General features: G+C 71.3%; 11 protein-coding genes. 4 read left to right on the forward strand and 7 right to left on the reverse strand.

The genetic code is table 11. The annotated features are described in order from the left end of the window. Positions 1-249: 249 nt before the first annotated feature. Positions 250-1,473, forward strand: coding sequence for an MFS transporter (locus AB0O48_RS04180; protein WP_357240984.1), 1,224 nt, complete (start codon positions 250-252; stop codon positions 1,471-1,473). Positions 1,474-1,621: 148 nt separating this feature from the next. On the opposite strand, the gene AB0O48_RS04185 is transcribed toward AB0O48_RS04180, so the two are convergent. Then, a complete protein-coding gene (locus tag AB0O48_RS04185; RefSeq protein ID WP_365062843.1) occupies positions 1,622-2,998 on the reverse strand; it encodes a glycoside hydrolase family 6 protein in 1,377 nt (458 codons plus the stop codon). A gap of 97 nt (positions 2,999-3,095) precedes the next feature. Then, positions 3,096-4,316 carry a DUF418 domain-containing protein gene (locus tag AB0O48_RS04190; protein WP_357240978.1) on the reverse strand — a complete coding sequence of 407 codons (1,221 nt, stop codon included), beginning with the start codon at positions 4,314-4,316 and terminating at the stop codon, positions 3,096-3,098. A gap of 494 nt (positions 4,317-4,810) precedes the next feature. Between AB0O48_RS04190 and AB0O48_RS04195 the strand changes: the two genes are divergently transcribed. Together AB0O48_RS04195 and AB0O48_RS04200 are read left to right on the forward strand one after the other, a co-directional pair. Then, entirely contained in the window at positions 4,811-6,193 is a 1,383-nt protein-coding gene (locus AB0O48_RS04195) for a lectin (RefSeq protein ID WP_357240975.1), read from the forward strand. A 232-nt stretch (positions 6,194-6,425) separates the two neighbouring features. Beyond that, the gene (locus tag AB0O48_RS04200; protein ID WP_365062846.1) at positions 6,426-7,670 is read left to right on the forward strand and encodes a PP2C family protein-serine/threonine phosphatase; all 1,245 of its coding nucleotides are present in this window, start codon (positions 6,426-6,428) and stop codon (positions 7,668-7,670) included. Positions 7,671-7,679: 9 nt separating this feature from the next. On the opposite strand, the gene AB0O48_RS04205 is transcribed toward AB0O48_RS04200, so the two are convergent. Beyond that, entirely contained in the window at positions 7,680-8,030 is a 351-nt protein-coding gene (locus AB0O48_RS04205) for an STAS domain-containing protein (RefSeq protein WP_357240969.1), read from the reverse strand. A 149-nt stretch (positions 8,031-8,179) separates the two neighbouring features. Here AB0O48_RS04205 and AB0O48_RS04210 point away from each other — a divergent pair, with 149 nt between their 5' ends. Next, the gene (locus tag AB0O48_RS04210) at positions 8,180-8,725 is read left to right on the forward strand and encodes a hypothetical protein (protein ID WP_357240965.1); all 546 of its coding nucleotides are present in this window, start codon (positions 8,180-8,182) and stop codon (positions 8,723-8,725) included. 65 nt (positions 8,726-8,790) lie between these two features. Here the strand turns inward: AB0O48_RS04210 and AB0O48_RS04215 are convergent, their stop codons facing one another. Genes AB0O48_RS04215 through AB0O48_RS04230 form a run of 4 tightly spaced genes read right to left on the reverse strand, consistent with a single transcriptional unit; the run spans position 8,791 to position 26,013 of the window. Next, complete coding sequence (locus AB0O48_RS04215; RefSeq protein WP_365062848.1) at positions 8,791-9,417, reverse strand: hypothetical protein; 627 nt, start codon at positions 9,415-9,417, stop codon at positions 8,791-8,793. A 23-nt stretch (positions 9,418-9,440) separates the two neighbouring features. Continuing rightward, positions 9,441-10,073, reverse strand: a complete 633-nt coding sequence (locus tag AB0O48_RS04220) for a hypothetical protein (protein WP_357240961.1) — start codon at positions 10,071-10,073, stop codon at positions 9,441-9,443. Continuing rightward, positions 10,070-10,897 carry a DUF6406 domain-containing protein gene (locus tag AB0O48_RS04225; RefSeq protein WP_365062850.1) on the reverse strand — a complete coding sequence of 276 codons (828 nt, stop codon included), beginning with the start codon at positions 10,895-10,897 and terminating at the stop codon, positions 10,070-10,072. Before AB0O48_RS04225 ends, AB0O48_RS04220 begins: the two co-directional genes overlap by 4 nt. A gap of 53 nt (positions 10,898-10,950) precedes the next feature. Then, positions 10,951-26,013, reverse strand: a complete 15,063-nt coding sequence (locus AB0O48_RS04230) for a toxin glutamine deamidase domain-containing protein (protein ID WP_365062852.1) — start codon at positions 26,011-26,013, stop codon at positions 10,951-10,953. Positions 26,014-26,036: the final 23 nt, after the last annotated feature.

Genomic DNA, 26,036 nt, shown 5'->3' on the forward strand with positions numbered 1-26,036 from the left:
GTTGCGGCCGATTGGAGTAGAGCCGGGTGAGCGCGGTGAGCCCGGTGAACGACCACTCTGGAGAACGGCGTCGGCCCATGCCACGGCGAGGAATTTCCGACTGTCTATGCTACCTTCAAAACCCGTTTTGTTGGAATCACGCCCGTGCAGCAGCGATGAGTGATGCCATCGAGATGATCGAGGGCTTCCCGCGTACCGCCTGCCTGGCTGTTTCCCGCTACGCCTTGTCCAGGATCTGGGAGGTAGCCAATGGCGCACCAACGACGCGCGGCCTATGCCCTCGCCGCGCTGTCCGCCGCCACTTTCTGTTACGTCACCACCGAGGTGCTGCCGATCGGGTTGCTCACGCTGATCGCCCCAGACCTGGGCCGCTCCAGATCCGAGGCCGGTCTGCTGGTGACCGGGTACGCCGTGGTGGTCATGATTGTGGCGCTCCCGCTGACCCGGGTCACTCGGCGACTGCCCCGGCGCCCACTGCTCGCCGGCTCCCTCGGTGTGTTCGCCGCGGCGACGACGGTGTCGGCCTTCGCGACCTCCTACGAGGTGCTGCTCGCCGCGCGGCTGGTGTCCGCCACCACCAACGGGGTCTTCTGGGCGGTGGTGTTCCCCGTAGCGATCTCGATGTTCCCCGCGAACATCCGCGGCCGCATCGTGGCTCGACTGTCGATCGGCAACGCTCTCGGCCCGGTCCTCGGCGTACCGCTGAGCACCTGGTTGGGCGGGCAGGCCGGATGGCGGGCCGCCTTCCTCGCGATGGCCATCCTCGGCTTCGTCACCTGCATCGCGGTCGTCCTTCTCCTGCCGCGCGACACGGCGCAAGAGAGTGCGGGCAGTTTCGGACCCATGCCGGATCGGCCCCGCTTCGTCGTGCTCCTCGTCGCCACCATCCTCGCGGTCACCGGCGCCATGGGCGCGTTCACCTACATGACCGTCTTCCTCCTCGACGTCAGCGGGTTCGCCGCCGCATCCCTCGGCCTGCTGCTCTTCGTCCAGGGCTCGTTCGGCGTCGCCGGCACCTGGGCGGTCGGCCGGGTCCTGGACCGGTTCCCGATCGGTGTCGTGCTGGGCCTGCTCGGGCTCATCACCGCCGCGATGCTCGGCCTCTACGGGGTGGGAGCGAGCAAGGCACTGACGATCCCGTTGCTCGCCGTGGCGGGGATGTCCTTCAGCTCGCTGATCGCGGGAATCCAGCACCGCATCATGCAGGTGGCCCCGTCGACCACCGACATGGCATCGGCCAGCCTCAGTGTCGCGTTCAACGTCGGCCTCGCCGCCGGCTCGCTCATCGGTGCGGGCCTGCTGGCGACGTTCGGGGTACGCGTCATCCCGTTGTTCGGTGGCCTGCTGACGGCCGCGGCGTTCGCGCTGCTCGCCTGCCACGAGACGTCCCGGAGAGGGAGAAGCCGACACCGGGAAACCGGCAGTCGCCATCCCGACCTACCACCGGTCGGACAATCCGTAGCTGCTGCTTGAGTCCGTGCACCGGAGCAACTGAGTCGACGAGTCCTTCACGCCCATTGGGCCCGGCCGTCATTCCGGCACCGGCCGGCCCGTACCGCAGGACGCGCACGAGCCCGGCGCGGAAAGGTCCTCCGCACCGGGCTCGTGACATCGGGTGGGGTCAGCTGGCCGCACAGATGGCCGACGCGCCCGGACCAGTGCCGGTGCCCTGGAAGCCGAAGCTGGTCGACTGTCCGGCGCCGACGCTTCCGTTGTAACTCACGTGCGTGTACCTGATGGTGCCGCTGGTGCCGCTGGCCTGGGCGCTCCAGACGCCGGTGACCGCGGCGCCGCTGGGCAGCGTGATGGTCGTGGTCCAGCCGTTGATGGCCGCGGATCCGGCGGTGACCGTCACGCTCGCGGTGAAGCCGCCGGACCACTGGTTGACCGCCACCGACGCCGAACAACCGTTACCGGTCGGCGGCGGGGTGGTGGGGGGAGCCGTGGTCGGCGGAGCGGTCGTCGGCGGAGCCGTGGTCGGCGGAGCCGTGGTCGGCGGGGCGGTGGTGGGCGGATTGGGCACACCGTTGGCCAGGCTGTAGGCCAGGTCGGGCTGGAACGATCCGGCCGTGTAGCGGCAGCCGTCGGCCTCCCCCGGCGGCTTCACCCAGAGGTACGCGTCGATGTTGCTGTCGCCGGTGTTCGTCGTCGGGTACTGCCCGATGCGCCGGTCGCTGTTGTCGTCACCGCACCAGTCGCCGCTGGCACCGCCGTTGCGGCTGGTGTCGATGACCTGGCGCTTGCCCGAGAGGCCCATGCCGTTGAGGGAAGAGATGACCGCCCGGCCGAAGTTCGCCTCGTTGGCTGTGGAGTTGTAGTTGGACACGTTGCTGAAGAAGCCGTCGGCGTACTGCACGCCGGCCGCCCGGAGGCGGTTGGCCGTCTCACCCGCGCTGTTCCAGGTGGAGTGCCCGGCGTCGAGGTACACCTTGGCGTTGGGGTTGCCCGACTTGATGGTCCGGGTGGCCGTCGAGATCGCCTGGTTGCGCGCGTTGATCTCGGCGCTGCTCAGGCACGTCAGCAGGGCGAGCGAGTCGGTTTCCAGGATGATGATGACCGTCTGGTTGCCCAGTCCCCGGGCGAAGTTGGACACCCACGTCTGGTACTGGTTGAGGTCCGGCGCCCCACCCGCACTGGCCCCGCCGCAGTCCCGGTTGGTGATCTCGTACACCGCCAGCACCGGGATCTGCTGCGCCGCGTTGGCCGCGCCGATGTACCCGGACACTTCGGACTGCACCGTGGAGGGGTTGAAGTTGGCGAACCAGCGGGCCTGCGGCTGACTCGCGATCTTGTCGCGGATGACGGCGGTACGCGAGTCGCCGGGGTTGGCGGCGACCCAGCGTACGACTGCCGAACTCGGGTCGCGGTAGAGCGATCCGGACAGCGTGCCCGCGGAGGCGCTGCCGACGGTGAGGCAGACGCCGACAGCGGTGGCGCCCGCGACGGCCGCCAGGCTGGTGGCCACCGATCTGCGGCGGAGCGAGGAGAGGATAGCCACGACGTGTTGCCTCCTGGTCACATAGACGTTTCCAAGTGTGTGGGAGCGTTCCCATGGACGGTAGCGGAGGCACGCGTCGCTGCCAAGACGTGGAGACCTATCGATGCAGTACCGGGCTGCGGTCGGTCGCCCGCAACGGCGGCCACTGCCGCTCGGTCCAGGCCCGCAACACCCACTCCATCGGCCCGTACCGGAACCGCGCCATCCACGCCGCGCTGACGGCAAGCTGCACACCGTAGATCGCGACCGCGATGAGGACGACGACCGCGGGTGCGACGCTGCCGGCGAGGCCCAGACCAACTCCGGTGAACACCAGCACGCAGAGCAGCGACTGACCCAGGTAGTTCGACAGGGACATCCGTCCGGCCGGCGCGAGCACGGCGACGACCCGCCGCCCCCGGTCACTCCTGAAGAACTGGAGCACGCTGGCCGCGTACGCCGCCGCGAGCAGGGGCGCGGTGAGCACGCCCGCCGTCAGACCGGTCAGGTTGGCGGTGCCCCCGCCCGAGGCGAAGATGACGCCACCGGCCAGGCCGATCGGGTAGCCCACCTGCTGCACCCGGCGCAGGAGCTGCCGGTTCTCGCCAATGGTGGCGAGGAGCTTGCGCCGCCCGGCCACATAACCGAAGAGGAAGGCCGAGAAGGCGAGCGGCCCCTGCACGAGGAGCGCGCCGAACATCGCCGGCAGTTGGCGTACGTGCTCGGCGATCACCGAGCCGAACCCACCCTGCAGTGCCTCGGTCGACCGCTGCCCGGCCGCGAGTGCCGTCGCCGGATCGGTGACCAGCTGCACCCCGCCGGTGGCGGCGAGCGCGAGGACGAAGCCGATCCCGCCGGTCACCAGTACGGCGGTACGCAGCGCGGTCCCGACGGCGACTCGCCGCATGGCGAGCAGGATCAGACCGAGCAATGCGTACGTGGTCAGGATGTCGCCGTGGAACAGAAGCACCGCGTGCAGGATTCCGAGCACGAAGAGCCCGGCCAGTCGTCGCCGGAATCGTGGGGCGAAATCGACGTTGCGCCGTGCGGCGGAATCGAGCTGGAGCGTGAAGCTGTAACCGAACAGAAAAGAGAAGAGCAGGTACGCCTTCATCGCGAAGAGCGCCTCGACGAGCCAGCGGACCGCCTGGTCACCCCACGAGTCGTGGGCGGGATCCGGAACCAGCTGAAAGGAATAGCCGTCGGCGAAGTAGGCGATGTTGACGATCAGGATGAGGAGCAGCGCCACGGCGCGCAGAGCGTCGACGTCGACGATCCGGGAGGGCGTACCGGCTGGTGCTCGGTTCCTGGCGGGCGGGTCTTCGATGGAAGGGTTCATTGGCCACCTCCGGAGCGACAGGAGTTGTGTTGGAGGACTCTCCTGCAACGCTAGGAAATGGGCCGTCCAGGTGACAGCCAGTGAGCGGGAAGGCCGCCGGTGGGGCAGGCCCTACCCAGGCTCCCTCCAGGCCGCAACCCGCCGGACACGGCATTGACATATTTCACTGTGCGATCTAGCGTCGAGGCGAATTGATTCGATGTTTGGCCGGGCGCTCCGGCACCGTCCGGCGGTCAACCGTTGGTGTTCGGGCAACCACGGTGTCCGTCGCCGACGATTCATCGACCAACTGGTCCCGCGTGGGCGGCGGGCCAGCCGCGGGAACCTCTGGCGATGAGCCGGCCGGGCGCCATGGGCACATCGCGTCCTCCAGGGTTTCCTCCGCCAGGAGTGCGGTCGGCGGGGGCGACGGGAGTGGCGCGTCATAGCGGCGTGGGTGTCGCCGTGGACCCCTGCGCCTAAGTCAGTTCGTGTCGAGTGGCGGGAGCCTCATCATGACAAGACGTAGACCCATCCTTGGTCTTCTGGCAACGGCCGCGGCTGTCGTCGTGACCGTGAGCGCGGGGGCACTGGCCGGCGGCCTGGGCACCACCGCGTCGGCAGCGGACATCGTCCCGGCCGCGGCGACCGCCGGGTGCGGCAAGGCGCCCACGTTGACGAGCGGTCAGCGGTCCATCCAGAGCAGCGGCCAGAACCGCAGCTTCATCCTGCGGATCCCGGACAACTACGACCGGAACCACCCGTACCGGTTGATCTTCGGGTTCCACTGGAACGGCGGCACCGCCGGCGACGTCGACGGTGGCGGGTCGGACGGGGCGGCTTGGTCCTACTACGGGCTGCGGCAGCAGGCGAACAACAGCACCATTTTCGTCGCCCCCCAGGGCAACGGCAACGGCTGGGCCAACCCCAACGGCCAGGACGTCACGTTCGTCGACAACATGATCAGCCTGATCGAGGCTGACCTGTGCGTCGACACCACGCAGCTCTTCGCGCTCGGCTTCAGCTACGGCGGAGGCATGAGCTACTCGCTTGCCTGCTCCCGGGCGACCGTCTTCCGCGCCGTCGCGGTCTACTCCGGCGGGCAGCTCAGCGGGTGCAGCGGCGGCACCCAGCCGATCGCGTACATGGGTATCCACGGCCTCGGGGACTCGGTGCTCAACATCTCCGCCGGACGGTCCCTGCGGGACAGGTTCGTCCGGAACAACGGTTGCACCGCGCAGAACCCGCCCGAGCCACGAGCGGGCAGCCTGACCCACATCACCACCACCTACTCCGGCTGCCGATCCGGCTATCCGGTGGTGTGGGCCGCCTTCGACGGTGGGCACGGCCCCGGCCCGGTGGACGGCGGCGGCGAAAGCGGCGTCCGGACCTGGACCAAGGGCGAGGTGTGGAGGTTCTTCACCCAGTTCGGCAGCACCGATCCGACACCGACCCCGACCACGTCGCCGACCACGTCGCCCACCGGCAGCCCGACTACCCCGCCGCCGGGCGGCACGTCGCCCCTGCGCAACGCGGCCTCCGGACGGTGCCTGGACGTCAACGGCGCCTCGCAGGCCAACGGCGCGGCGGCGATCATCTGGGACTGCCACGGTCAGAGCAACCAGAGCTGGACCGCGACCGCCGCCGGGGAGCTGCGCGTCTTCGGCGGAAAGTGTCTCGACGTCAACGGCGCCGGCACCGCGAACGGCAGCTCGGTGATCATTTGGGACTGCAACGGCCAGTCCAACCAGCGGTGGTCGGTAAACGCCAACGGCTCGATCACGGGCGTTGGCTCGGGCCGCTGCCTGGACGTGGTCAGCAGCGGTACGGCCAACGGCACGCGCATCCAGATCTGGGACTGCAACGGCGGGGCCAACCAACGATGGAGCCGCAGCTGAACCCTGCGACCGTCGCGGGAGGGCAACGGTAGGTCCCGGGTCGCCGGCCTTCGGCACAGGGGATCCGAGGCTGACCCGTCGGCCTCCGGACGAGGACTCGTACCCGGTTCCTGGCTGCCGGCCGCTCACCTGAGCGGCCGGCAGTCGTCCGGTGGCCGTGACGGGAAGGGTCGACGGACCGTGCCGCCGGCAGACCATGTCGGCGGGTCCGGTGGTTGCCTATGCTCGACGGGTGGAGGACAACGATCAGGCCGTGCTGGCCGGGATGCTCCAGTCGGCCGAGGAGGCCGCTCCGGTCGAGGCTGTCGAGGCGGTCACCGGCGCCGTCGCCACGGCGTTGGGCGCGCTCGGCGTCTCGCTGCTCATCGCCGACCTCAGTGGCCGGGCACTGGTCCGGCTGACCCACCAGACGATCATCGGCCGCCCCGATCGGCGTCAGGGCACGGAGGCCGCCCAGGTCTTCCCCTTCGACGGCGGGCCCTACGAGCGGGCACTGCGCCAGCAGACCACCCTGGTGCTTCCCGGAGACGGCCACTGGACGGTGCTCGCACCCGTCACCGAGCGCGGCGAGGCCATCGGCCTGCTGGAGATCGACCTGCCCGACGAGCCGGACACCGCCGCGGTCGCGGAGATCGCCCGCACCGCGCACGCGCTGGCGTTCGTGGTCATCGCCAACCGTCGGCACACCGACCTGTTCGAATGGGGTCAACGCAGCACCCCGTTCTCTCTCTCCGCCGAGATCCAACGCCGCCTGCTGCCCGCCTCGTTCACCTGCGAGGCCGGCTCGTTCGCGCTCTCCGGCTGGCTGGAACCCGCCGCCAGCATCGGCGGAGACACCTTCGACTACAGCGTGGCCCGCGACGTGCTGCACGTCAGCGTCACCGACGCGATGGGCCACGGCGTGGCCAGCGCGCTCACCGCCACCCTCGGTGTGGGTAGCCTGCGCAACACCCGCCGCCGCGGGGACAGCCTGATCCAACAGGCCGAGGGGGCCAACCGGGCCGTCGCCGAGCACGCCAACGTACGCGGCGCCTACGTGACCGCCGTGCTGGGCCGCATCGACCTGGCGACCGGGCGGTGCGAGCTACTCAACGCCGGGCACGTTCCGCCGATGCTGGTCCGGGACGGCCGGGCCACGCCGCTCGAACTGCCCGCCAACTTCCCGCTGGGCATGTTTCCCGACGAGGGCTACCGCAGCGGCGCGGTGTCCCTGCTGCCCGGTGACCGGCTGGTCATCGTCACCGACGGGATGCGTGAACGCAACGCCGCCGACCTGGACCTGCCCGCCGCCCTGCTCGGCATCTCCCACCTGCACCCACGCGAGGCGGTGCGGGCGCTGTCCGACGCGGTGCTGGCAATCGCCGGACCGGTCCTGGCCGACGACGCGACACTGCTCATCATCGACTGGTACGGGGGCGAGGGATCGCGGTCGAGCACTGCCGGCGCGGACACCTCCCGCGCCAGCACCTTCCCCTAGGGAGGGCGGTCACGACACCACCCGTGCCGCCTCCTCGGCGTCGTCCACCGTGTCGAAGACGTCGATGACCCGGTCGACCGAGGTGATGGACAACACCGTACGCACCGAACGACCGACCCCGGCCAGGGCGAGCGAACCGCCCCGCTCCCGCAGGTCCTTGTAGGCGACCACGAGCGCGCCCAGGCCACTGGAGTCCAGGAAACCGACGCCGGTCAGGTCGACCACCACCACCTGGACCCCGCTCTCCGCCAGCAGGCGCAACTGGTCCCTCAGCTCGGGCGTGGTGCTCATGTCCAGGTCGCCGACGACCTCCACCACGGTGCCGATCCGCCCCTGCCGCGTCGACAGCGTGAAGTCCACGTAACCCCCTCGATACGGCCGTCACCGGCACTCGGCAACACGTCGCGCCGTACTCACGGTGCCAGAAACTGGCCGCGATCGCTCGTCGACGCATGGGCGCCACCGCGCGGGGCGGTCGGCAAGGGCGAAGGATCGGTACGGTGGAGCGCATGATCCTGCCCCCCAGTCGCACGAACGCGGAGGCGCACCTCTACATGGACCTGCGGCCCTGCTCCTGCGGGGAGACGCGGTTCCCCCGGCAGAGCGCGGTCGTGGCGCTCGAGGACGGTGACCTGGCCGCCCGCTACACCGGCGCCTGTCCCACCTGCGGCCAGCCACGCGAATTCGTCTTCCGGTTGCCGGCCGAGCCCGCCGTGGCTCCCGCAGGTGATTTCCGCTACGGCGGGGACGAGCCGTCGCACCTGCTCGATCCCGGCGAGTGGCTCCGGGTCGCCGACGGGTACGCCAGGTCGGTGCCGGCAGAGGTGGCGACCGGGGACGCGGCGCAGAGGGCCCGCGCCACGCTGATCCGGGCCGTCGCGGCCCTGGACGAGGTGCTCAAGTTCGTCCCGCCCGGCGAGGACGTGGTGCCCGCCGCCGCCTTCACCACCGAGCAGGGACGCGATCTGCACCGGCGGGAGCCGGGGCGCTTCCGGCGCGACCGGCTCGCCGCGGTCCGCGCCGCGTACGCCGGGATGCTGCCGCAGGCGGTCTGAGTCGGCGCGACCCGCGACCGGGATAGCAACCCCTCAGGCCCGCCAGGCCCTGGATGCGGCGGTCCTCACCGGCGGGCCTCGTCCAGGCAGGCGGCGTTCGCGCCGACCAGCAGGGGCAACACGGCCAGGAACTCACGCAGCAGGTGCCGAGGGTCGTGCTCGCGGGTGTCCGCCACCTCGGCCTCCGCGCCGGCGTCGGCGAAGACCTGACAGACGTCCCACAGGCTGGCGCCCACGCTGCTCCACTGCCACAGGTCGTGCGCCAGCGCCGGCAGCCGCAGCACCGGGGCGGTACCGAAGAGACCGATGCCGTAGCGCAGTGGATCCTCCGGGGTGTTGCCCAGCGACACCATCAGCGGTTGCACCCGATGAGCGCGGGCGAAGTCCTCAACGTCCGGTGCGTCCGGCGTGACCTCCACCAGCAGGCCGTCCTCCAGGAACTCCGCGACGATCCGGTCCGGGTGGGTCACGCCGAGCCGCATCGCCGCCTCGCTAACCGCAGCCCGGTCCCAGGTCGCCTCGGGCCGGTCGAGGGGGCGGTGCGCCGCGGCCCAGACCGCAAAGGCCTTCGGGTCCTCGATGGTCACCGAGAGGCGGCCGATGCTCAGCGAGTGGTACTTCACCGGGGCGCCGACGGCCGGGTGGAACTCCCCGGTGTACCACCCTACCGGCAGGATCAGCGAAGCGGTCATCGCGGGATTCCTCGTCGTATCGGTCACGGCAGCGGGTCCAGGTAGACGACGCTGGCCCTGAGCAGGGGGTGGGCGGTGTAGAGGAACGAGGTGAGCAGCCGTTCCGGGTCGACCAGTTCCGGTTCGGTACCGCCGGCCTCCCGTTCCTCGTCGGCGAGCGCCTGGCACATAGTCCACAGGCTCTCCCCGGACGGGCACCGCTCCCACAGGTCGTAGACCGTGCGGGTGACGCTCACCACCGGGCGCTCGAAGAAGCCGATCGACCAGAGCCAGGGTTGCTCGGCGCTGTTGCCCAACCCGAGCATGCGGGCGCCGACCCGGTGCCGGCGAGCGAACTCCACCGCCTCGCCGGGGGCGACCTCGACGACCAGCCCTTCGGCCAGCAGCCCGTGCAGCAACGACGCACTGTCGACGCCCGGCAGTTGGCTCGCCGCCGCTTCGGATACCGCCGGCACCGTCCAGGGCTGCTCGGCCGGTCGGTCGCCGGTGCCGTGCGCCAGCGCCCACAGGGTGAAGCGCTGGTCGTCCAGCTCCCACACCTCGTCGCCGAGGCGGACCCGGTGATAACGCTCGGCCGAGCCGGCCACCGGGTGGAAGGTGCCGAAGAACTGCCCGACCGGCAGCAGGATTGCCTGCGCGGTTTGCGTCGTCGTCATCGCTGTTGATCCTCGTGCTGGGAGTGGCCGGGCTCACCGGGCCAGATCATTTGCACTGGCGGCAGGTCGGGCAGCTCGATTGGGGTCAGCTTGCCCAGGAAATAGCCGATCGAGCGGGCAATCGGTACGAGGTGCCGTTCACGCGCCGCAGCACCCGCGGGACCCATCGGCCCGCCCAGGGCGGTGTCCGGCAGGAAGTAGATACCCTCCCGTTCCTCGTCGCGCTCCCGCAGCGTGAGCACCAGGAGACCGCCGGAGAGGTTCGCGATGACCAGCAGGTCCGGCGAGAGCCAGGGATCCCGGTGTACACGCTGCGCGTGCACCAGGTCGAACGGGGGGTACTGCGGGTGGACGCCGAGCAGGGGGCGTTCCGGGATGAGCGCGAACGGCAGGCCGGGAACGTGGTGCTCGACCTCGGGCTGCGCCCCGTTGTTCTGCCCCAGCCACCTCCGGTAGTTCGCGGGCAGCTGAGCGCCAAGCTCGGCCTCGACCGCCAGCAACTGCGCCTCGTCCAGTTGGCCGTAGGGCCGCAGCTTCACCCCCTTCCAGACATGGCCGGTTGGTGGCGTCATCACCTCGTTGTCGTCGACCCGTCGGACGATCACCTGCCACTCGTCGGCGCTCTCCATGTCGACGTCCGCGAAGCGCCAGGTCTCGTCGCCCACGGGGAAGGTCTCGCCCAGGGTGACTTCGTAGTGGGAGGACTCCCCGTCCCAGTGCGGCATCACGACGATATCCGCCCGGACCGGGGGACCCTCGTCGATCCACCAAACGCCGAGCCGAGCCGGGCCGATGTCCGACGGCGCGTTGTTTTGGATCCACATGACGTCCGTGTAGGAGCGCAACGGCTCTCCTCCCAGCTCTCTCTTCGGCAAGGTCAGCTGTCCAGCATGTCGTGCAACGTCGCCTCGTCGGGCAGCGCGAAGCCGAGCACCTCACGCGCGATCCGCTCGGCCTCGGCCCGGCCGACCGGCAGCGAGCCACCCGGACCGGGCGGCGCCCCGCCCACCGTCCAGTGGGCTGAGCGCTGCCCCTGCTCGGACGGCTCGACGACCCCCAGCCCACTCACCGTACCGTCGCTTGCGAGCAGGGCGTAGTACACGATGACGTACCTCGACTCCTCCAGATGGGTCCGTCCGAGGGTGTGCCGGCGGGGGACGTGTTCCGGTGAAGCCGGCGACGTCGGCGAATACGGCGTTGCCGGCGGAAGGTGCGGCGGAAGCGGCGGTGGAGGTGGAAGTGAAGGTGCCGGCGGAAGGTGCGGCGGAAGCGGCGGTGGAGGTGGAAGTGGAGGTGCCACGGTAGCTCCGGAAGTCGCAACTGGTGGGGCCGGCTGCGGCTCCAGGTAGGCGAATTCCGGGTCCATCAGATCGAGAAACTCCCGCACCGTCATCGGCGTCGGGTGTTCCATGTTCCACGGGTTGCGCAGCTGCACTTGGCCGTTCCTGACCGCCACCATCTCGTAGGCGTGTCCGGCGCGGAGATTGTGCGGAAGTTGCCTCCGGATCGATGCCGGGTAGTCCTTCTCCGCGAGCGTTCCGGTGATCACCGGGCTACCGGCGGCCAGTAGTGCGGCCAGCTGGGCCTCGACGGCGGCCTCCCGCCCGGGTGTGACGTCGAACATCGCGGCACGACTCGGCACTCCGGTGAGCTGGGTGAGGAGCTCCGCCTGCATCCGCGGGCGACTGCCGACGTTCAGCCGGGCGTAGCCGGTCGGCGCGGCCATGTGCGGATCCGGTGGCCTTTGCCACGAAAGCCAGTCGCGCTGCCACTGCACGTGCCGCTCGGCGCTCCACGTCCGGTCCACGGCGGCGAGCGCCTTCTCCAGCAGCGACGCCCAGGAGCTGCCGTTCGCGGACTGATCGGCGTAGGCGGTCACGCCGTTGTAGCCGGGCCGGAGCGGCACGTCCGGCTGCACGGTGATCCGCAGTCGCCGGCCCGTCGGGTTGATCGCGTTACCGAGCAGGGTGCTCTCGTGCAGCAACACGTCGACGGTGCCGTCCGGGTTGGGCTGGAAGAGCTTGGCGATCACGTCGGGCCGGTAACCGGCGACGGCGGCAGCGCTGGCCAGCATCCCGCAGTCCCCGAGCAAGCCCTGCCGCACCTGCTCGCGGCGAGGCGGTCCGTCGAAGAGCGGCGCCGGCTGCCCGGTCCGCGCGTCGTGCGCCTGGCCGTACTCGGGGACGACCTGGTTCTTCTTCGGGGCCGGCAGCGTGACGTGGTCGGCGACCACCGCGGTCTCGTGGGCCGTGACCGTCGCTTCGACCTCCACGTCCAGCGGCGGTGCGCCGGGCACCAACGAGTGCAACGCCCGGGCAAGTACGTCCGGCACCAGGGCCAGCACCCGGGCAGTCGTCAGGTAGTGGAAGTCGTGCGTGTTCAGCGCCGCCACGGCGGCGGGGTTCGCGCCGTACTCGGCTCGGTACGCGACCCGGGTGCGAACCCGATCCTCGGCCAGCAGCGACTGCCGCCCCACCTCCGTACCCAGGTCGAAGGCCGCCGTCGACTCCGCCAGTTTCATCTCCGGTGCGCCGTCGAGCACGTACGGGCGCAGGTCGAACCGGCCGGTCAGGTCGACGTACACGCCCTCGGCGGCGATCCGGTCGGCGAGCTGCGGATCCGCCTGCCGGATCAGGTCCAGCTGGGCCGGCGGCAGGCCGATGATCTGCCCGGCGCAGGCCGGCATCCGCGGCAGGCTCGACTGCGCCTGCTCGCCCTGAATGGCCAACTCTCGCAGCCGGGCATCCACCACGTCGGCCGCGGGCACCGTGAAGTCCGGCGCCAGCCGGGACCGGTAGTCGATCGCGCGGAAGCGCTCGACGAGGCTCGACGGAGCACCGCGGAGCACTCCGGCGATCGAGTCCGGGCGCACCAGCGGCACACTCAACTGCATCAGGTGCATCGCCACGTCGCCGGGGAGGACGCCCCAGCGGGCATGCGAGTCCGGGGTGCCCAGGCGCAGCCCGAGGTGCTCGGCCAGGGCGTCGATCTCGGTCCGGAGGGTGAGCCGGGCCGCCGGATCCGCGCCGGCGTACGACGCGGCGAGGACCCGCAGCTCGGCCAGCCGACCCTGGTCCTGGGCGGTCAGGCCGGCGGGGTCGATCGGCCCGTCGCGGTGGTCCACGTCCAGCTGACCGACCAGTGCCTGGCCGGTGTCGTGCAGCGCCACCAGCTCCGCCACCTCGTGCGCCAGCGCGCGGGTGACCGCGGCGTCAGTCGCCCGGTCCGACACGGTGAGTGTGAACGAGCCGTCGAGGTTCCGCACCGTCTGGGCCACCGCGCCGGCGGCGAGCGGGCCGGCCGCCACCCGCACCGACAGCGGGTCCAGGCCGCTCACCCGCACCTCGAAACGATCCGCGGTGACCGCGACGATCTGGTGGGCCCGTACGGCCGCCGTCACGGTGGGCAGCGCGGCCCGGGCCGCGTCCACCACCGCGATGGCGTCGGCCGCCGGCCGACCCAGCCCGTTGAACGACGAGCCCGGCACCGCCGGGGTCGCGGTACGGGCCAGCTCGACGTGCGCGTACCAGGGGCTCATCAGGTCGAGGAAGGCGCGCATCGGCATCGGTGTGGGGTGGCTGCTGTTCCAGGGATTACGCAGCTGCACCTCACCGTTGGCGATACTCACCACCTCGTAGGCGTGTCCGGCGTACAGGCCGTGTGGAAGCTTCCCGGTCGGGTACGTCGACGCCGATCGCGTGCCGGTGATCACCGGACTGCCGGCGGCCAACAGCTCCGCCAGCCGCGCCTCGGCGACGGCCTCCTGACCGGGCGTGGTGTCCAGCTGGTTGACCGACGTCGGCAGGCCGGTCAGTTGGCTGAGCAGCTCCGCCTGCGCCAACCGCGAGCTGCCGTTGTTGAGTCGCGCATAGCCGAGCGGGGCAGCCTGGGTGTCGTTCACGCCGGGTTGGTTGGTCCACTGCTGCTGCCACTGGTCGTGGCGGTCCTGCGTCCAGGTTCGGTCGACCGCGGCGATTGCCTTCTCCAGCAGCGACGCCCAGGCCACGCCCACCGTCGACTGGTCCGCGTACGCCGTGCGGCCGTTCGGGCCAGGTCGCTGCGGCCCGTCCGGGCCGGGGTGCAGCGGCACGTCCGGCTGGACGGTGATCCGCAGCCGCCGCCCGGTCGGCGTCACCGACGAGCCGGGCAGGCTGGTCTCGTGCAGCAGCACGTCCACCGTGCCGTCCGAGTTGACGTGGAACAGGTCGGCGAGCGCGGCGGGCACCTGGCCGGCCACCGCGCCGATCACCGCGATCATGCCGCAGTCGCCGAGCATGCCCTGCTGCACGTCCTCGCGCTTGGGCGGCCCGTCGAACAGCGGCGGCGGCTGGCCGGTCCGACTGTCGAGCGCCGGCCCGTACACCACGCCCGGTTTGCCCGCCTCCGCGGCCGGCAGGGTGACCCGGTCGGCGACCACGGCGGTCTCGGCCGGGCCTACGGCGACTGTGGTCTCCGCGGTCGTCGCCTCGGCGATCGGGCTGAACCCGCGCAACACCTGGGTCAGCGCATCCGGCACCAGACCCATCACCCGACCCGAGCCCAGGTAGTGGAAATCGTGGGTGGCGAGCAGCGAGACCGACCGGCCGCCGGTGTGACCGCGCAACGCGGCGCGTGCCCGGACCCGGTCCTCGACCAGCAGCGCCTGCCGGCCATCCGGCGTCCCCAGGTCGAACGCCGGTCGGGCGTCACCCACGTTGATCTCGGGCTGACTGTCCACCGCGTACGGTCTCAGGTCGAACTGACCGGTCAAATCGACGTACACGCCCTGGGCGGCGATCTGGTCGGCGAGTTGCGGATCCACCTGCCGGATCAGGTCCAGTTGGGCCGGCGGCATGGCGATGATCTGTCCTGCGTACGCGGGCATCCGGGGCAGGCTGGTCTGGGCCTGCTCACCCTGCACCGCCAGCTCGCGCAGCCGCGCGTCGAGCTCGCTGGCCGCCGGCACCTGGAAGTCCGGGGCAAGCCGGGCCCGGTAGTCGATCATCCGGAACCGCTCGACGTCGGTGAGCGTCGGGCTGCCCTTCAGCACCGCGGCGACCGCTTCGGGTGTCACCGACGGCACGCTCAGTCGCATCAGGTGCGCCAACGCGTCAGACGGTAGGGCAGCCCATCGCGCGCGTGCGGCCGGATCACCCACGCGCAGGCCGAGATGGTCGACGAGGGCGTCGATCTCGGCCCGCACGGCGAGGCGGGTGGCCTGGTCGCCGGTCTCGTACTCGGCGGCGAGCTGGCGGATCTCGGCCATCCGACCCCGGTCGTGCGCGGTGAGCCCGGCCGGGTCGATCAGCCCTTCGACGTTGCCCGGGTCGAGCGGCCCGACCAGGGCCTGCCCGGCCTCGTGCAGGGCCACCAGTTCCGCGACCTCGTGCGCGAGCGCCCGGGCGACCACTCCGTCCACGGCCCGGTCCGAGACGGTCACCGTGAACGAGCCGTCCGGGTTGCGCGTCGACTGGGCCACCACTCCGTCGGTCAGTGAGCCGACGGTCAGTTGCACCCGCAGCGGATTCAGGCCGGCCGCGCGCACCTCGAAGGTGTCCGGCCCGACCGCGGTGACCTCGTTCACCCCGGCGAACGTGGCTACCTGCGGCATCGCGGCGCGGGCAGTGTCCAGCACCGCCGCCGGGTCGGCCGTCGGGCGCCCCAGACCGTGGAAGCCCGAGTTCGGTACGGCCGCAGCAGTGATCCGCCCCGAGTCGGTGCCGGGGTCGCCGTTGCCGGCGGGGTCCGTGGGGTTATCCGGGTTGCCGCCGCTCTCCGGGTTGGTCGCGGCCGGGTCGGTCCGACCATTGTCGGCGGTGCCCAGGAGGCGGGACAGCAGGCCGTTGCGGCGGTGGGTCTCCGCCAGCCGCTCGGCCAACCGGTCGGTGGCCACCTCGGCGGCGGCCAGCCGGCCCTCGACCCGGTCGGCCGCCTGTTCCAGCTCGGCGACCGGCTCGTTCAGTCGATCAATGACCTGGTCGACCCGATTCGCGGCATCCCGGGCGTCGCTACGCCCGTCGAACCGGGTACGCACATCGTCGGCGGCGAGGCCCTGCCGCTTGGCGTGCCACTTCGCCAACCCGATCACCGGCGCGGCGGCTACCGCGGCGATGGGGATCACCGGTGCCAGCGGACTGGCCACCGCGAATGCGATCGCGGTCGCCGCACCAGCGGTCGCGGCGGTGGTCAGCACGCTCGACACGAGGTAGGTCCGCAGTCGGGGAATGCCCGCGGGACGAGCGTCCTCGGCGGATCGCCGCTCGCCCCGGAGCGTCCGGAGCTGCCGCGCCCGGCCCGAGCGGTCGCCACCGAACTCGGCAACCACCTGCTGGGCCTCGGGGGGTAGTTGCGCGACCCGGTCCGGCGCCCCGAGCATGCCCTCCCGCAGACCCAGCCGGTCGATCACCGCGTGCAGCTCGCGCAACGCCGGCTTCAGAGAAACCCGATCAGCGGTACGCACGTGGTGCGCGGCCGTCTGCACCTCCCAGGCGTCCGCCCTGCTCAGCGGGTCCGGACCGGCCCCTTCCTGGTTCTGGTCTGGGGCGGTGGCCGCCGAATCCGGGGCTCCGGTGGCGGCTGCCTGGTCGGCCCCCGCCGTGGGGTCGGTCGAACCGGGCCTGGTGGTGCCGATGCCGGTCTCCGGAGATGTGGTGCCGGGGGCGGTGGTTCGCCCCTGCGCCAGCCGCTCCAGGGTCGCGTTCATCTCGTCGAGGTGCCGCGACGCCGCGTCGAGCTGACCAGCGGCGTCGGTCAGGGTCGTCGTTGACGGGCCGGCGAGTCCTGCCACCCGTGCGGTCGGGTCCATCGCCGGGTTGGGGTTGGCCAGGTCCCAGGTCCGTCGAGCGTCCTTGAACCGGGCCTCGACACGCTTGAGCAGCAGGTCGCGGAGCGGCCCGAGGAGACCGCCGGCCAGCATGTTGCCCGGTCCGGCCCCGGCGGCCACCTGAAGTGCCTGGGCCACCCCGACCGTCGTACCGGCCTGAATCAGTGGTCCGGGTGTCTGCTCGACCGCGTACACACCGAGGTTCGGCACGTTGCTCGGCCGTGCGGTGCTGTCCGTCGCCTGTGCCGGCGTGCGGGTGAGCCGCTGCGTCGCCCGGTCGGTCAGGCTCGGACGACCATGCCGCTCGACCACCGGCCGCAGCTCCGCCGGCACCAGCTCACGGCGCTGGTCCACGCCCGGCGTACCCTCGCGCAGGCCGAGCTGGTCGACCAGGACCCGCAGTTGCCGGGCCACCGACGGGCGGGCCAGCGGGCCTGCGGCCGCGTGCCGTGCGGCGAGCTCGGCGAGCCGTTGCAGGGCTGGCGTGCGTGGATCGGCCGACGGAGCCGCGCTCGGACCGGTCGACGTCGCCGGGTCGGTGGACGAACGCGGCGCAGGGATGGTGGCGTTCGGCGGGGCCAGCCCGGCCCAGGCCGGATTGCCGAAGAGCAGGTTGCGGAACGAGTCGGCGACGCCGTTGCGTCGCTGCGACTCGGCGAGCCGGCGTTCCACGTCGGCGAGGCGCTGCGCCAGGTCGGCCGTGCGCTGCACGGCGGCGGCGGCGCGAGCGTCCACCGCGCCGATCGGGTCGACGAGCGCCTCGGTCGCCTGCGACAGCAGCGCCTCCGCCGGCAGCGCCGGATGTTCTGCGTCCCAGGTGTCCCGGGCGTCCTTGGCGGCGGCCTCCTTGCGGGCGACCACCGGGTCGACCGCCACGCCGGTCGCCGCTGCAGCGAGCGCGCCCACGATGCCGGACCAGCCGAGTTGCAGCTGGCCGAGGATGTCACCGACCCCCACGATGGTGGCGGCCGTCAACAGGTTCGGGGCGTTCTCCGTCACCGACATCCACCACGGCGCGACCTTGCCCGGCCGCTGACCATCGGCCGGGTGGCGGTCGACCACGGCCCGGGCCCGGTCCCGCACCGCCGCCGTCCGCGAGCCACCGAACCGGTCGACGAGCGGCCGCACGTCGGCCGGCACCAGGTCCCGGCGCTGCTGGACACCGGGCGTCCCCTGCCGCAGCCCGAGGCTGTCCAGCAGCGCCCTGACCTCCCGGCCGGCGCCGAGCCGCGCCCATGGCCGCGCCCCGTCGTGCCGGGCGACGAGACTGCGCAACTCGGCAAGTCGGCCCTGCTCGTGCGGGGTCAGCCCGACACGTGACGGACCGCCGTGGCCGGCGGGCGACGTCGTACCGTTGCCGGGGTCTTGGCCGGTGGCCGCCGATGGGTCTGCGCCGACCGCCGGGCGCTGGGGGGGCCGGCCCACCAGCCGGTACCGGCGCTCGCCCTGCTGCAACTGCTCCTGGACGGCCCTGAGCTGCTCACCGAGCCCGGTCACCGCCTCGCCCAGCTCCTGGACCGCCGGGCTCGCGTCCCCGGTCTGGGCCGCGAGCGCCTCCGCGGTGGTGGTGTCCGTCTCCGCGGCGGTACGCGCGTCCTGGCGGGTGTCGTACCGCGCCCGCCGGTCCTCGGCGGCCAGGCCGGACCGCTTCGCCAGCCACTTCGCCGGGCCGGTGGCGACGGCTCCGACGACCGCGCCGGCGCCCAGCATCAGGGCGAGCTCCGGCCGCCCTCCGGCATCCAGGGTGAGCTTCGTCGCCAGCGCGACCAGGATCGAGTTCACGGTGAAATGCGTGGCCAGGTACGTCCTCATCCGCGGCAGGCCGACCGGGCGGCCGTTCGCTTCCGGCAGGGCGGTGCGGCGCTCGGCTCGCACTCTGGAACGCTCGCTCGTCCACGTCGAACGGTGGCTTGTCGCGTCGGCCAGCGCGGCCCGCACGTCGGCCGGCAGGGCGGCCATTTTCTGCTCGGAACCGAGCATCCCGTCACGCAGACCCAACCGGTCCACGATGGCGGCCAACTCCCGCCGCACCGCCGTCCGGGACGACGCGTTGGCGATCTCGACCTGGTGCGCGGCCGTCACCAGCTCGGCCACGTCGGCGGGGCTGAGCGGCGTCACGACCGGTGCGCCGTCCGCCAGTGGCTGACCGAGGGCAGCCAGTTCGGCCACCTCGTGGGCCACCGCACGATCGATCACCGCGTCGGCCGCCCGGTCGGAGACCGTCACCACGGCCGTACCGTCGGTGTCGAACGCGCTGGCCGCGACTGCGCGGTCGGCCACCGGCCCGCTGTCCACCCGGAGGTTGAACTGGCTACCGTCAGCGCGGGTGACCTGGTACGTCCCGTCGGCCAGGGCGGTCACGGCCTGCACACCGGCGTGCGCGGCCACACCGGGTAGCGCTGCCCGCGCCCGGTCCAGGACGGCGTCGGGATCGGCCTGTGCCCGTCCCTCGCCATGGAAGGCAGTGCCGGGCACCGCGCTCGCGGTGATCGGCCCGTCGGTCGCCGCGTTGGCGTCGGTGGGCGCGTCGGTGCTGCCCGGGGTCGCCGGTTGCGCGGTGTCGGTGTCGGTGTCGGTGTCGGTGTCGACGGTAGGCGCGGTCGTGTCGGTGTCGCTGTCGACGGCAGGCGCGGTCGTGTCGGTGTCGGCAGCGGTTGGGGTCAGTCCGGCTGGGCCAGTTTCGGCCACACCTGCCGGCCGGTTACCCGACCCTCCCGGCGTGCCGCCGCGTACCGCTTCATCACCAGGGGTGGCGGCAGGCTGGAGTGGGCCGTCACCACTCCCGTCTCGTCGATGATGAAGACCCCCTGGCCCAGATGCCTGCCCTGCGCTCGTTGCTGTGGCGAGAGGGTCTCCTGAGCCGCCCAGCCGAACTCGAACGGGATCACCGCCACCGGGTTGCTGGTCCCCAGTAGGCGGGTTATCAGTTGCCTGGCTTCCTCTTTGGTCATCGCCATCGCTCGGCTCCACCTCCATCGACCATAGGTCGTACGTCCCATCAACGTAGTCTCCGGGCAGCGCCTCCGAGATGGTGTCGCCGCTCTGCGGATCCCACCAGACCGGCCCGTCCGCACCCTCCGGAAACACGATCAGGAAGGCGTGTTGCGCGGCCCCGAGCACGTTGCCGTCCTCGTCGAGCGCGGGTTCACCGGTGTTCTCGTCGAAGGCGAGCCACTCGACGACCACGACCGCCGCTGCCCCTGGGCCGGCGTCCCGAATCCGCTGGTAGAGCGCTGCGTACCGATCGGCAACTGCTGCAGCGCGTTCAGCGGGAGCCGACGGCATCGCGTCGCTGTCGCCGGTCCACTCGCCGCCGATCCAACTCTCCACCCGGCCGAAGCCGTCCAGTTCACCGGTCTCAGTGTCGAGGGAGCCATCTTCGAGCTGGTCCGGCCAGCGCGGAAGGGCTACCTGGGGATCGCCCAGGAAGCTGGCCAGCGCAGCCAACGCGCAATCGATGCAGTTGTTGCTCCGGCCAGGCTGGCCAGGGCCACCGTCGTTGATCAGCTGGCCGTATGGGTGGACGGACGGATCCCTGAGGGTGGCGTACCCGTCGGGAGTCAAGAGGCTGTCGGCGACATCGTCCTGGAATTGGGGATCCTCGAGCTGCGTCAGCTCGTCCGGCCCGAAACGCCTGGTGTCCGGCATCGGCCAGCCCCGCATGTCCGGGTAACCCTCGGCCTGGTCGTCCCCGGACAAATCTTCGACAGTCTGCTCGCCGGCCGTCTCCTCGGCCAAAGCGTCGTCAACGGTCAGGTCCCCTGGCGGCAGATCTCCGTCAACTCCGCTTCCGTCGGCAGCGGGACCGTCGTGAAGTGGGCCGTCTCCCTCTCGGCCGTGGCCCGGTCGACCGCTCTTGTCAGATGGCGTTCCGGGTTCGCGTACAGGATCGCCGTCGCCACGTCCGGCCTGAAGGTCCACGCTTTGGGTGGACGGTCCCAGATCACGGCCTTCGTCGGTCCGCTGCTCCGGAGCAGCGCGATCAGGTTGACCGGCACTTCCGGATTGTCCGGGCGGAACAACAGGTGGTATCGGAAGTTGGGTTCGGCCATCGGTGCTCCCCAGGGAGGCGGGATCGAAGCCGGGCAGGTCGGAGGCATCCAACCCGCGCTCGGCGAGGGCTTCCTGGAATGTACGGCCCTGTGCGGCCAACTCGGCGGTGTACTCCTGCAAGAGGTCCGCCTGGGTCGGCTTGGCAGCCCAGGCCGCGAAGCTCGTGTCCTTCGGCGTACCGAATCGATCCGGTCGACTGTCCGTGCCCCCGGGCATGGACGCTGCCGCACCGTTCGCCTTGTTGATCGCCAGGATGTCGAGGTACGCGTGGACCTGGTCGACGGCAGGTGATGCGGGATCCCGCATCACCTCGTACGGTATGTGGGTCTGATTGCCGATCGCGTAACTGGTCGCGGTCGGGAACTGCAGCTCGAAGGTACGGCCGTTCGGGGACACGAGCGTGCAGTTCAGTCCGAAGAACCGGTTACCGGGATGCCAGAAGTTTTTCAGGTCGGTGACCTGATAGCCGTTGGTCTCCAGGCTGCTGAGCAGTTGGTCGACAGCCGGACCGTACGCCTCGGACTCCGGACCGCGAACCGAGAAACGCACGATGTCATTGACGGTTTGCAGCGCGCTTTCCAGGTCATGACCCATGGGCTCAAGTTCGGTGCGGAACTTGCGGGCGAGCGATTCCGCAGGCTTGACCCGGTTGCCCTCGCCCAGGGTCCGCAGCGCATTCTCGCCGGTCAGTCCGAGTTGCTCGTTCACCTCGGCGGCGACGCCCTGCATGTCGACGAGGATCTGGTTGGCATCCTGCAGGGCAGCAGCGACGGCCTCGACCAACGTCGTCTGGTCGGTGTCGGACAACCCGCTCAGGTACTCGCTGTCTGTCGTTCCCGTCGAATCCGGCGCGGCCGAGGGGTCGTTGGCGCTCATCTCGGAAGCCGGATCCGTCGGCGCCGTGGAGTGCGGCGGCACCGGGTCCGGTCCGGCTGCCGGCGCGTCGGTGCCGGTCCGGTCGACTGCCGGCGTGATCGGGTCACCCTCGGCGTCGAGCGTGATCGACCACACATTGTCGACGCTGTGGATCGGGTCCGTGTCGGAGACCTCTCCCGTCTGAGCGTCGACCCAGACGATCGTGCCCTGGTGGTTCACCGCGTTCCAGGTGTGCGCTCGGCCGTTGGCGTCCGCGGGTGCGGTGATGATGAGGGCAGCCGAGCCGTGACCGGCCTCCCGCAGAGCAGCGGCGACATCGGCCAGCCCGGCCGGTCCGGTGCCACGGTGGCTGAAGGGGGTGCGCAACGCCTGTTCCTGCCGTGCGGTGCTGTTGCTCTCGACGCTCCCCGGGACCGCCACGGCCGCTGCCACCTCGGGCCGGCCGAACCAGGTGGACAAGAAGGAAAGACCAGCATCGGCGCAGTTCCGCGCCCGACCGGAGACCGTTGGGCCGCCGTCGTTGAGCAGGCGTGCCCATATGCCCTTGGTGGGATCGGGATGCACTTCCGGGCGGCCGGTCTCCGGGTCGCGGGGCACGGCATCGTCGAGTGTCTGCTGGTCGGCCGGGTCCGGCGGGACCAGGCCCTGGGGATCCCCGTACGGACGAGCGTCGCTCAGCGGTCGCCCGGTGCCCACCATCCCGGGGACCGATGGCTGGTAGTTCGCTGGCGACCGCTCCGGATCTTCGATCGCCTTGATGTCGAACTGCGGCAGGAAATGCCTACAGGATCGACACGGCGGACGATAGTGGCCCAGGTCGTACTCGACGCCTTCCTCGAGAGCAGACTTGATCTGATGGGTGACGATTCTTGCGCCTTTAAGACCATCTGACGCGTACTGCTCGAAGGTGCCCGGCTCACCGGCCTCCCGCCACTGTTGTTCGAGCCGGTAGAGCTGGTCCGAAACCAGGGCGACCTCGGCGCAGTTGCCGTGGCCAGCGCCTTTTCCGGTGCCCAAGGCCACCTTGGTCCGAGCGAGTGCGGCCTGAGCGAGCGGGTGCACCGCCGGCTGGGTGGCCGGCTTGGTGCTCTTATTGCCCTGCATGCTGGTGTGGGTGGTGATGTCGCCGTTCGGCATCATCAGCGCGCCCGCCATGCCCGGCATCTTGGTCTTGGAAATCGTCTTGGCCTTGATGGCCGTCCGGACTGTCTCTGCCAACGTCCGGGACGCCTCGATGAGCATCCGTTCAGCGTCCGGGCCGTTCGGATCACCGGGGACGGTGATCGGGTCGAGGTGCCAGCTGTGGGTGCCCTTTCCGGTCGGGCCCTCGGAGCGCTTCAGCGTCGCCGGGTCCACCGTCCCGGTGTTGGCATTTGGCCCGGTCGGAGTACCCGTGGTCGGGTCGGTGGTGCTGGTCGAACCAGGGACGACGATCACCACGCCGTCGCCGGGAGTCCGCTGGGCGGGAACCGGGTCCGTCGTCGCATCGGTGCTGGCGTCCGGGTCGGCCGTCGGGTCCGGCGTGTTCGACGGGTTGGCGTCACCGCTCGTCTCCGGAACAGCCGGCACGGCATCCGGCCGAGTCGAACCGTCCAGCACCGCATCCGGCCGAGTCGACCCATCCGGCGCGGCGGCAACGTCCGTGGGCCCGACCCCGACAACAGGGGTATGCCCGTCGGGCCGTCCCGACGGACTGGTCTCGCTGGTGCCGGGCTGGTTGGTCTCCGCTTGCTGCACCGGTGTGCCCGGCTGGTTCGTCGTGCCCTGAGTGGTGCTGCCGTCCGGCACGGTGTTTGTCGTCGGGGCACTTGTCGAAGGCGTGGTGGCGGGGGTGAGCGAGATGGAGCCGGCCGAGTTCGCCACCGTCGGGTTGACCGTCGGAGTCGGGCGGCCGGTGGCCGGCTGGGTGTTCGTGCCAGTGTTGGTCGCCTGTGTGGTCTGGGGAGCCGTCGTGGTCTGGCTGCTCGTGCCGGTGGCAGGCGCGTTCGTGGCAGGCGCGTTCGTGGCAGGCGCGTTCGTGGCAGGCGCGTTCGTGGTGGCAGCCGGTTGCGCGGTCGTCGGTGCCGGCGACCCGACTACGGCGGGGTTCGTGGCGGTGCCACCCGTGACCGGCGCCGACGACACGGTGCCCGGTGCAGGTCCGGCGGCCGCGGGGGTGCCCACCGTCGTGCCGGGTACGACCGCGGGTGCCTGGTCGCTGGAGAGCGGGTCATTCGCGGAGTCCGACCTCGTGTTACCCGGCACGGAACTGTCGGGGACCCGCGACGGCGAGCTGTCCACCGTCGAGCCCGACGAGGGTCCACCGGAACTGCTCTCGTTGGTCGTGGACGTGTCGACCTGAGGGCCGCCGGTGGTCGAGGTGTCTGACCCTGCTCTGCCACCACCGGACGTGTCGCCGTCGACGCCACCAGCCGAGTTGCCGGAATCCACGCCGGCGTTCGTGTCCGCCGCGGGAGGGACAGCGGTTTCGGTATCGGGTCCGGTGCCCGGGGCGGCGCTGGCGTCGGAGTCTGTCCCCGCACCGGAACTGACATCGGCTGCCTGGTCGGCAACCGGACCAGCGGCGGGCGCCTCGGCGGCGACCGGGGTGCCGGTGGCCGGCGAACCGGCGGTCGCGGCCGGATCGGTGCCCTGACCCGTGCCCGTGCCCGACGGGTCGGACGTGTCCGCGACCGGCGGAGCGCCGGCATCGACGGTCGGTGGGGCGAGTGAGATCGATCCGGACCCGGTGTTCGGCGCGTTGCTCGGGCCGGCATCGGTGCTGCCGTCGCCCTGGCTGCTGTCGCTCGAACCGCTGCCCGAACCCGAGCCGGACCCACTGCCCGAACCCGAGCCACTCTCCGCACCCGACCCACTGCCCGAACCCGATCCACTGCCCGAGCCCGACCCGCTGCCCGAACCCGAGCCCGAGCCACTCTCCGCACCCGACCCACTGCCCGAACCTGAACCACTGCCCGAACCCGACCCACTCCCGGAACCGCTGCCCGAGCCCGTGCCATTGCCCGTGCCGCCGAGGTTGCCGAGGTCCGCTTCGCCAACGGTCGGGTCTCCGGTGCCCGTGCCGGTCCCGTTGCCGGTTCCGGTGCCGTTGCCCGTCGCGGCGCCGGGGTCGAAGCCGGCGAGTCTGTTGTGCAAATTCGCCAGGCCGGCGCCGGCATTGCTGCCCGCCAAGGTGGCGCCGCCGCGACCGGCACCGCTGCTGAAGCCACCGAGGAACGCGTCGCCCCCGGGCATGCTCCACTGACCGGACATGGTGCCGTTGGCCAGGACGCTGGCGGCTGGTGAGATGACGGCGTTCTGCGCACCGGCCGCGAGCGAGTTACCTCCCCAGCGGACGAGCCCGGCGCCACGGAAGTTCATCGCGGGCGGGCTGAACGAGATCGGCATCCGCGGCGCCACATTGTTGCGGGCGAAGCGGGTGCCGGCGTTCAGGCCGGTGCCGAGGACCGCGCCGAAGGCGCCGCCGACACCCGCGGTGGCGGTGCGGCGGACGTCCCACTCCGTCCGCGTGCCGTTCTTCATCTGGTAGGCCTGAGCGCCGATGTCGATGATGAGTTCCTCACCGACCTCCTCGGCAAGCTCGAGGGCGAACCGTCGCCCGGCGTTGCGCAGCGTCTCGCTGGTGACGCGCCGGGTGATCTGGGTGCCTGCGGTACGCAGGGCCGCCTGCATCCCGGCGCGGGTGAGGAGTTGCCGGCCCATCTGCGCGATCAGCCGCCGGAACGCGATAGTCACCGCATGCCGCCCGGCGGCGAGGATGCCCGGGATCGCTCCGGCCGAGACCCCACCCAACCAGGCCATCAGCAGAGCCACGAAGACCGCGATCACGGTGATGATGACGGCGATGAGGACTGTCAGTTTGGCGTACTCGATCTCCATGGCCGCGTTGTCGCAACCGCTGGCGAAGGCGGACGCGGCCTCCTGCATCAGCGGCAGGCCGGAGCCCGGATCGACGCCGATCTGGTTCCAGAGCTGCCCGAAGGCGCCGCCGGCGCCGCCACCCCAGTTCTGGAGGATCTTCATGGCGGCCGGGTCCGCGTCGGCAAGGGCGTCGCCTATCGCCTTGGCCAGGCCCTCCCACGCGTCGGCGAGGTCGCGCATGCGGTCCTCGTCACCGGTCGGCCATGCCTCACCGGCACTGGCCCAGCAGACGGCGTCCCAGACCCACGTGTATTCGCCGAGCATGCCCCTGGGATTTGGTACCGCCACCCGCTCTGCCCCTCTGTCCTCAC

This window comes from Micromonospora sp. NPDC085948 (assembly GCF_040686315.1).
Taxonomy (GTDB): domain Bacteria; phylum Actinomycetota; class Actinomycetes; order Mycobacteriales; family Micromonosporaceae; genus Micromonospora.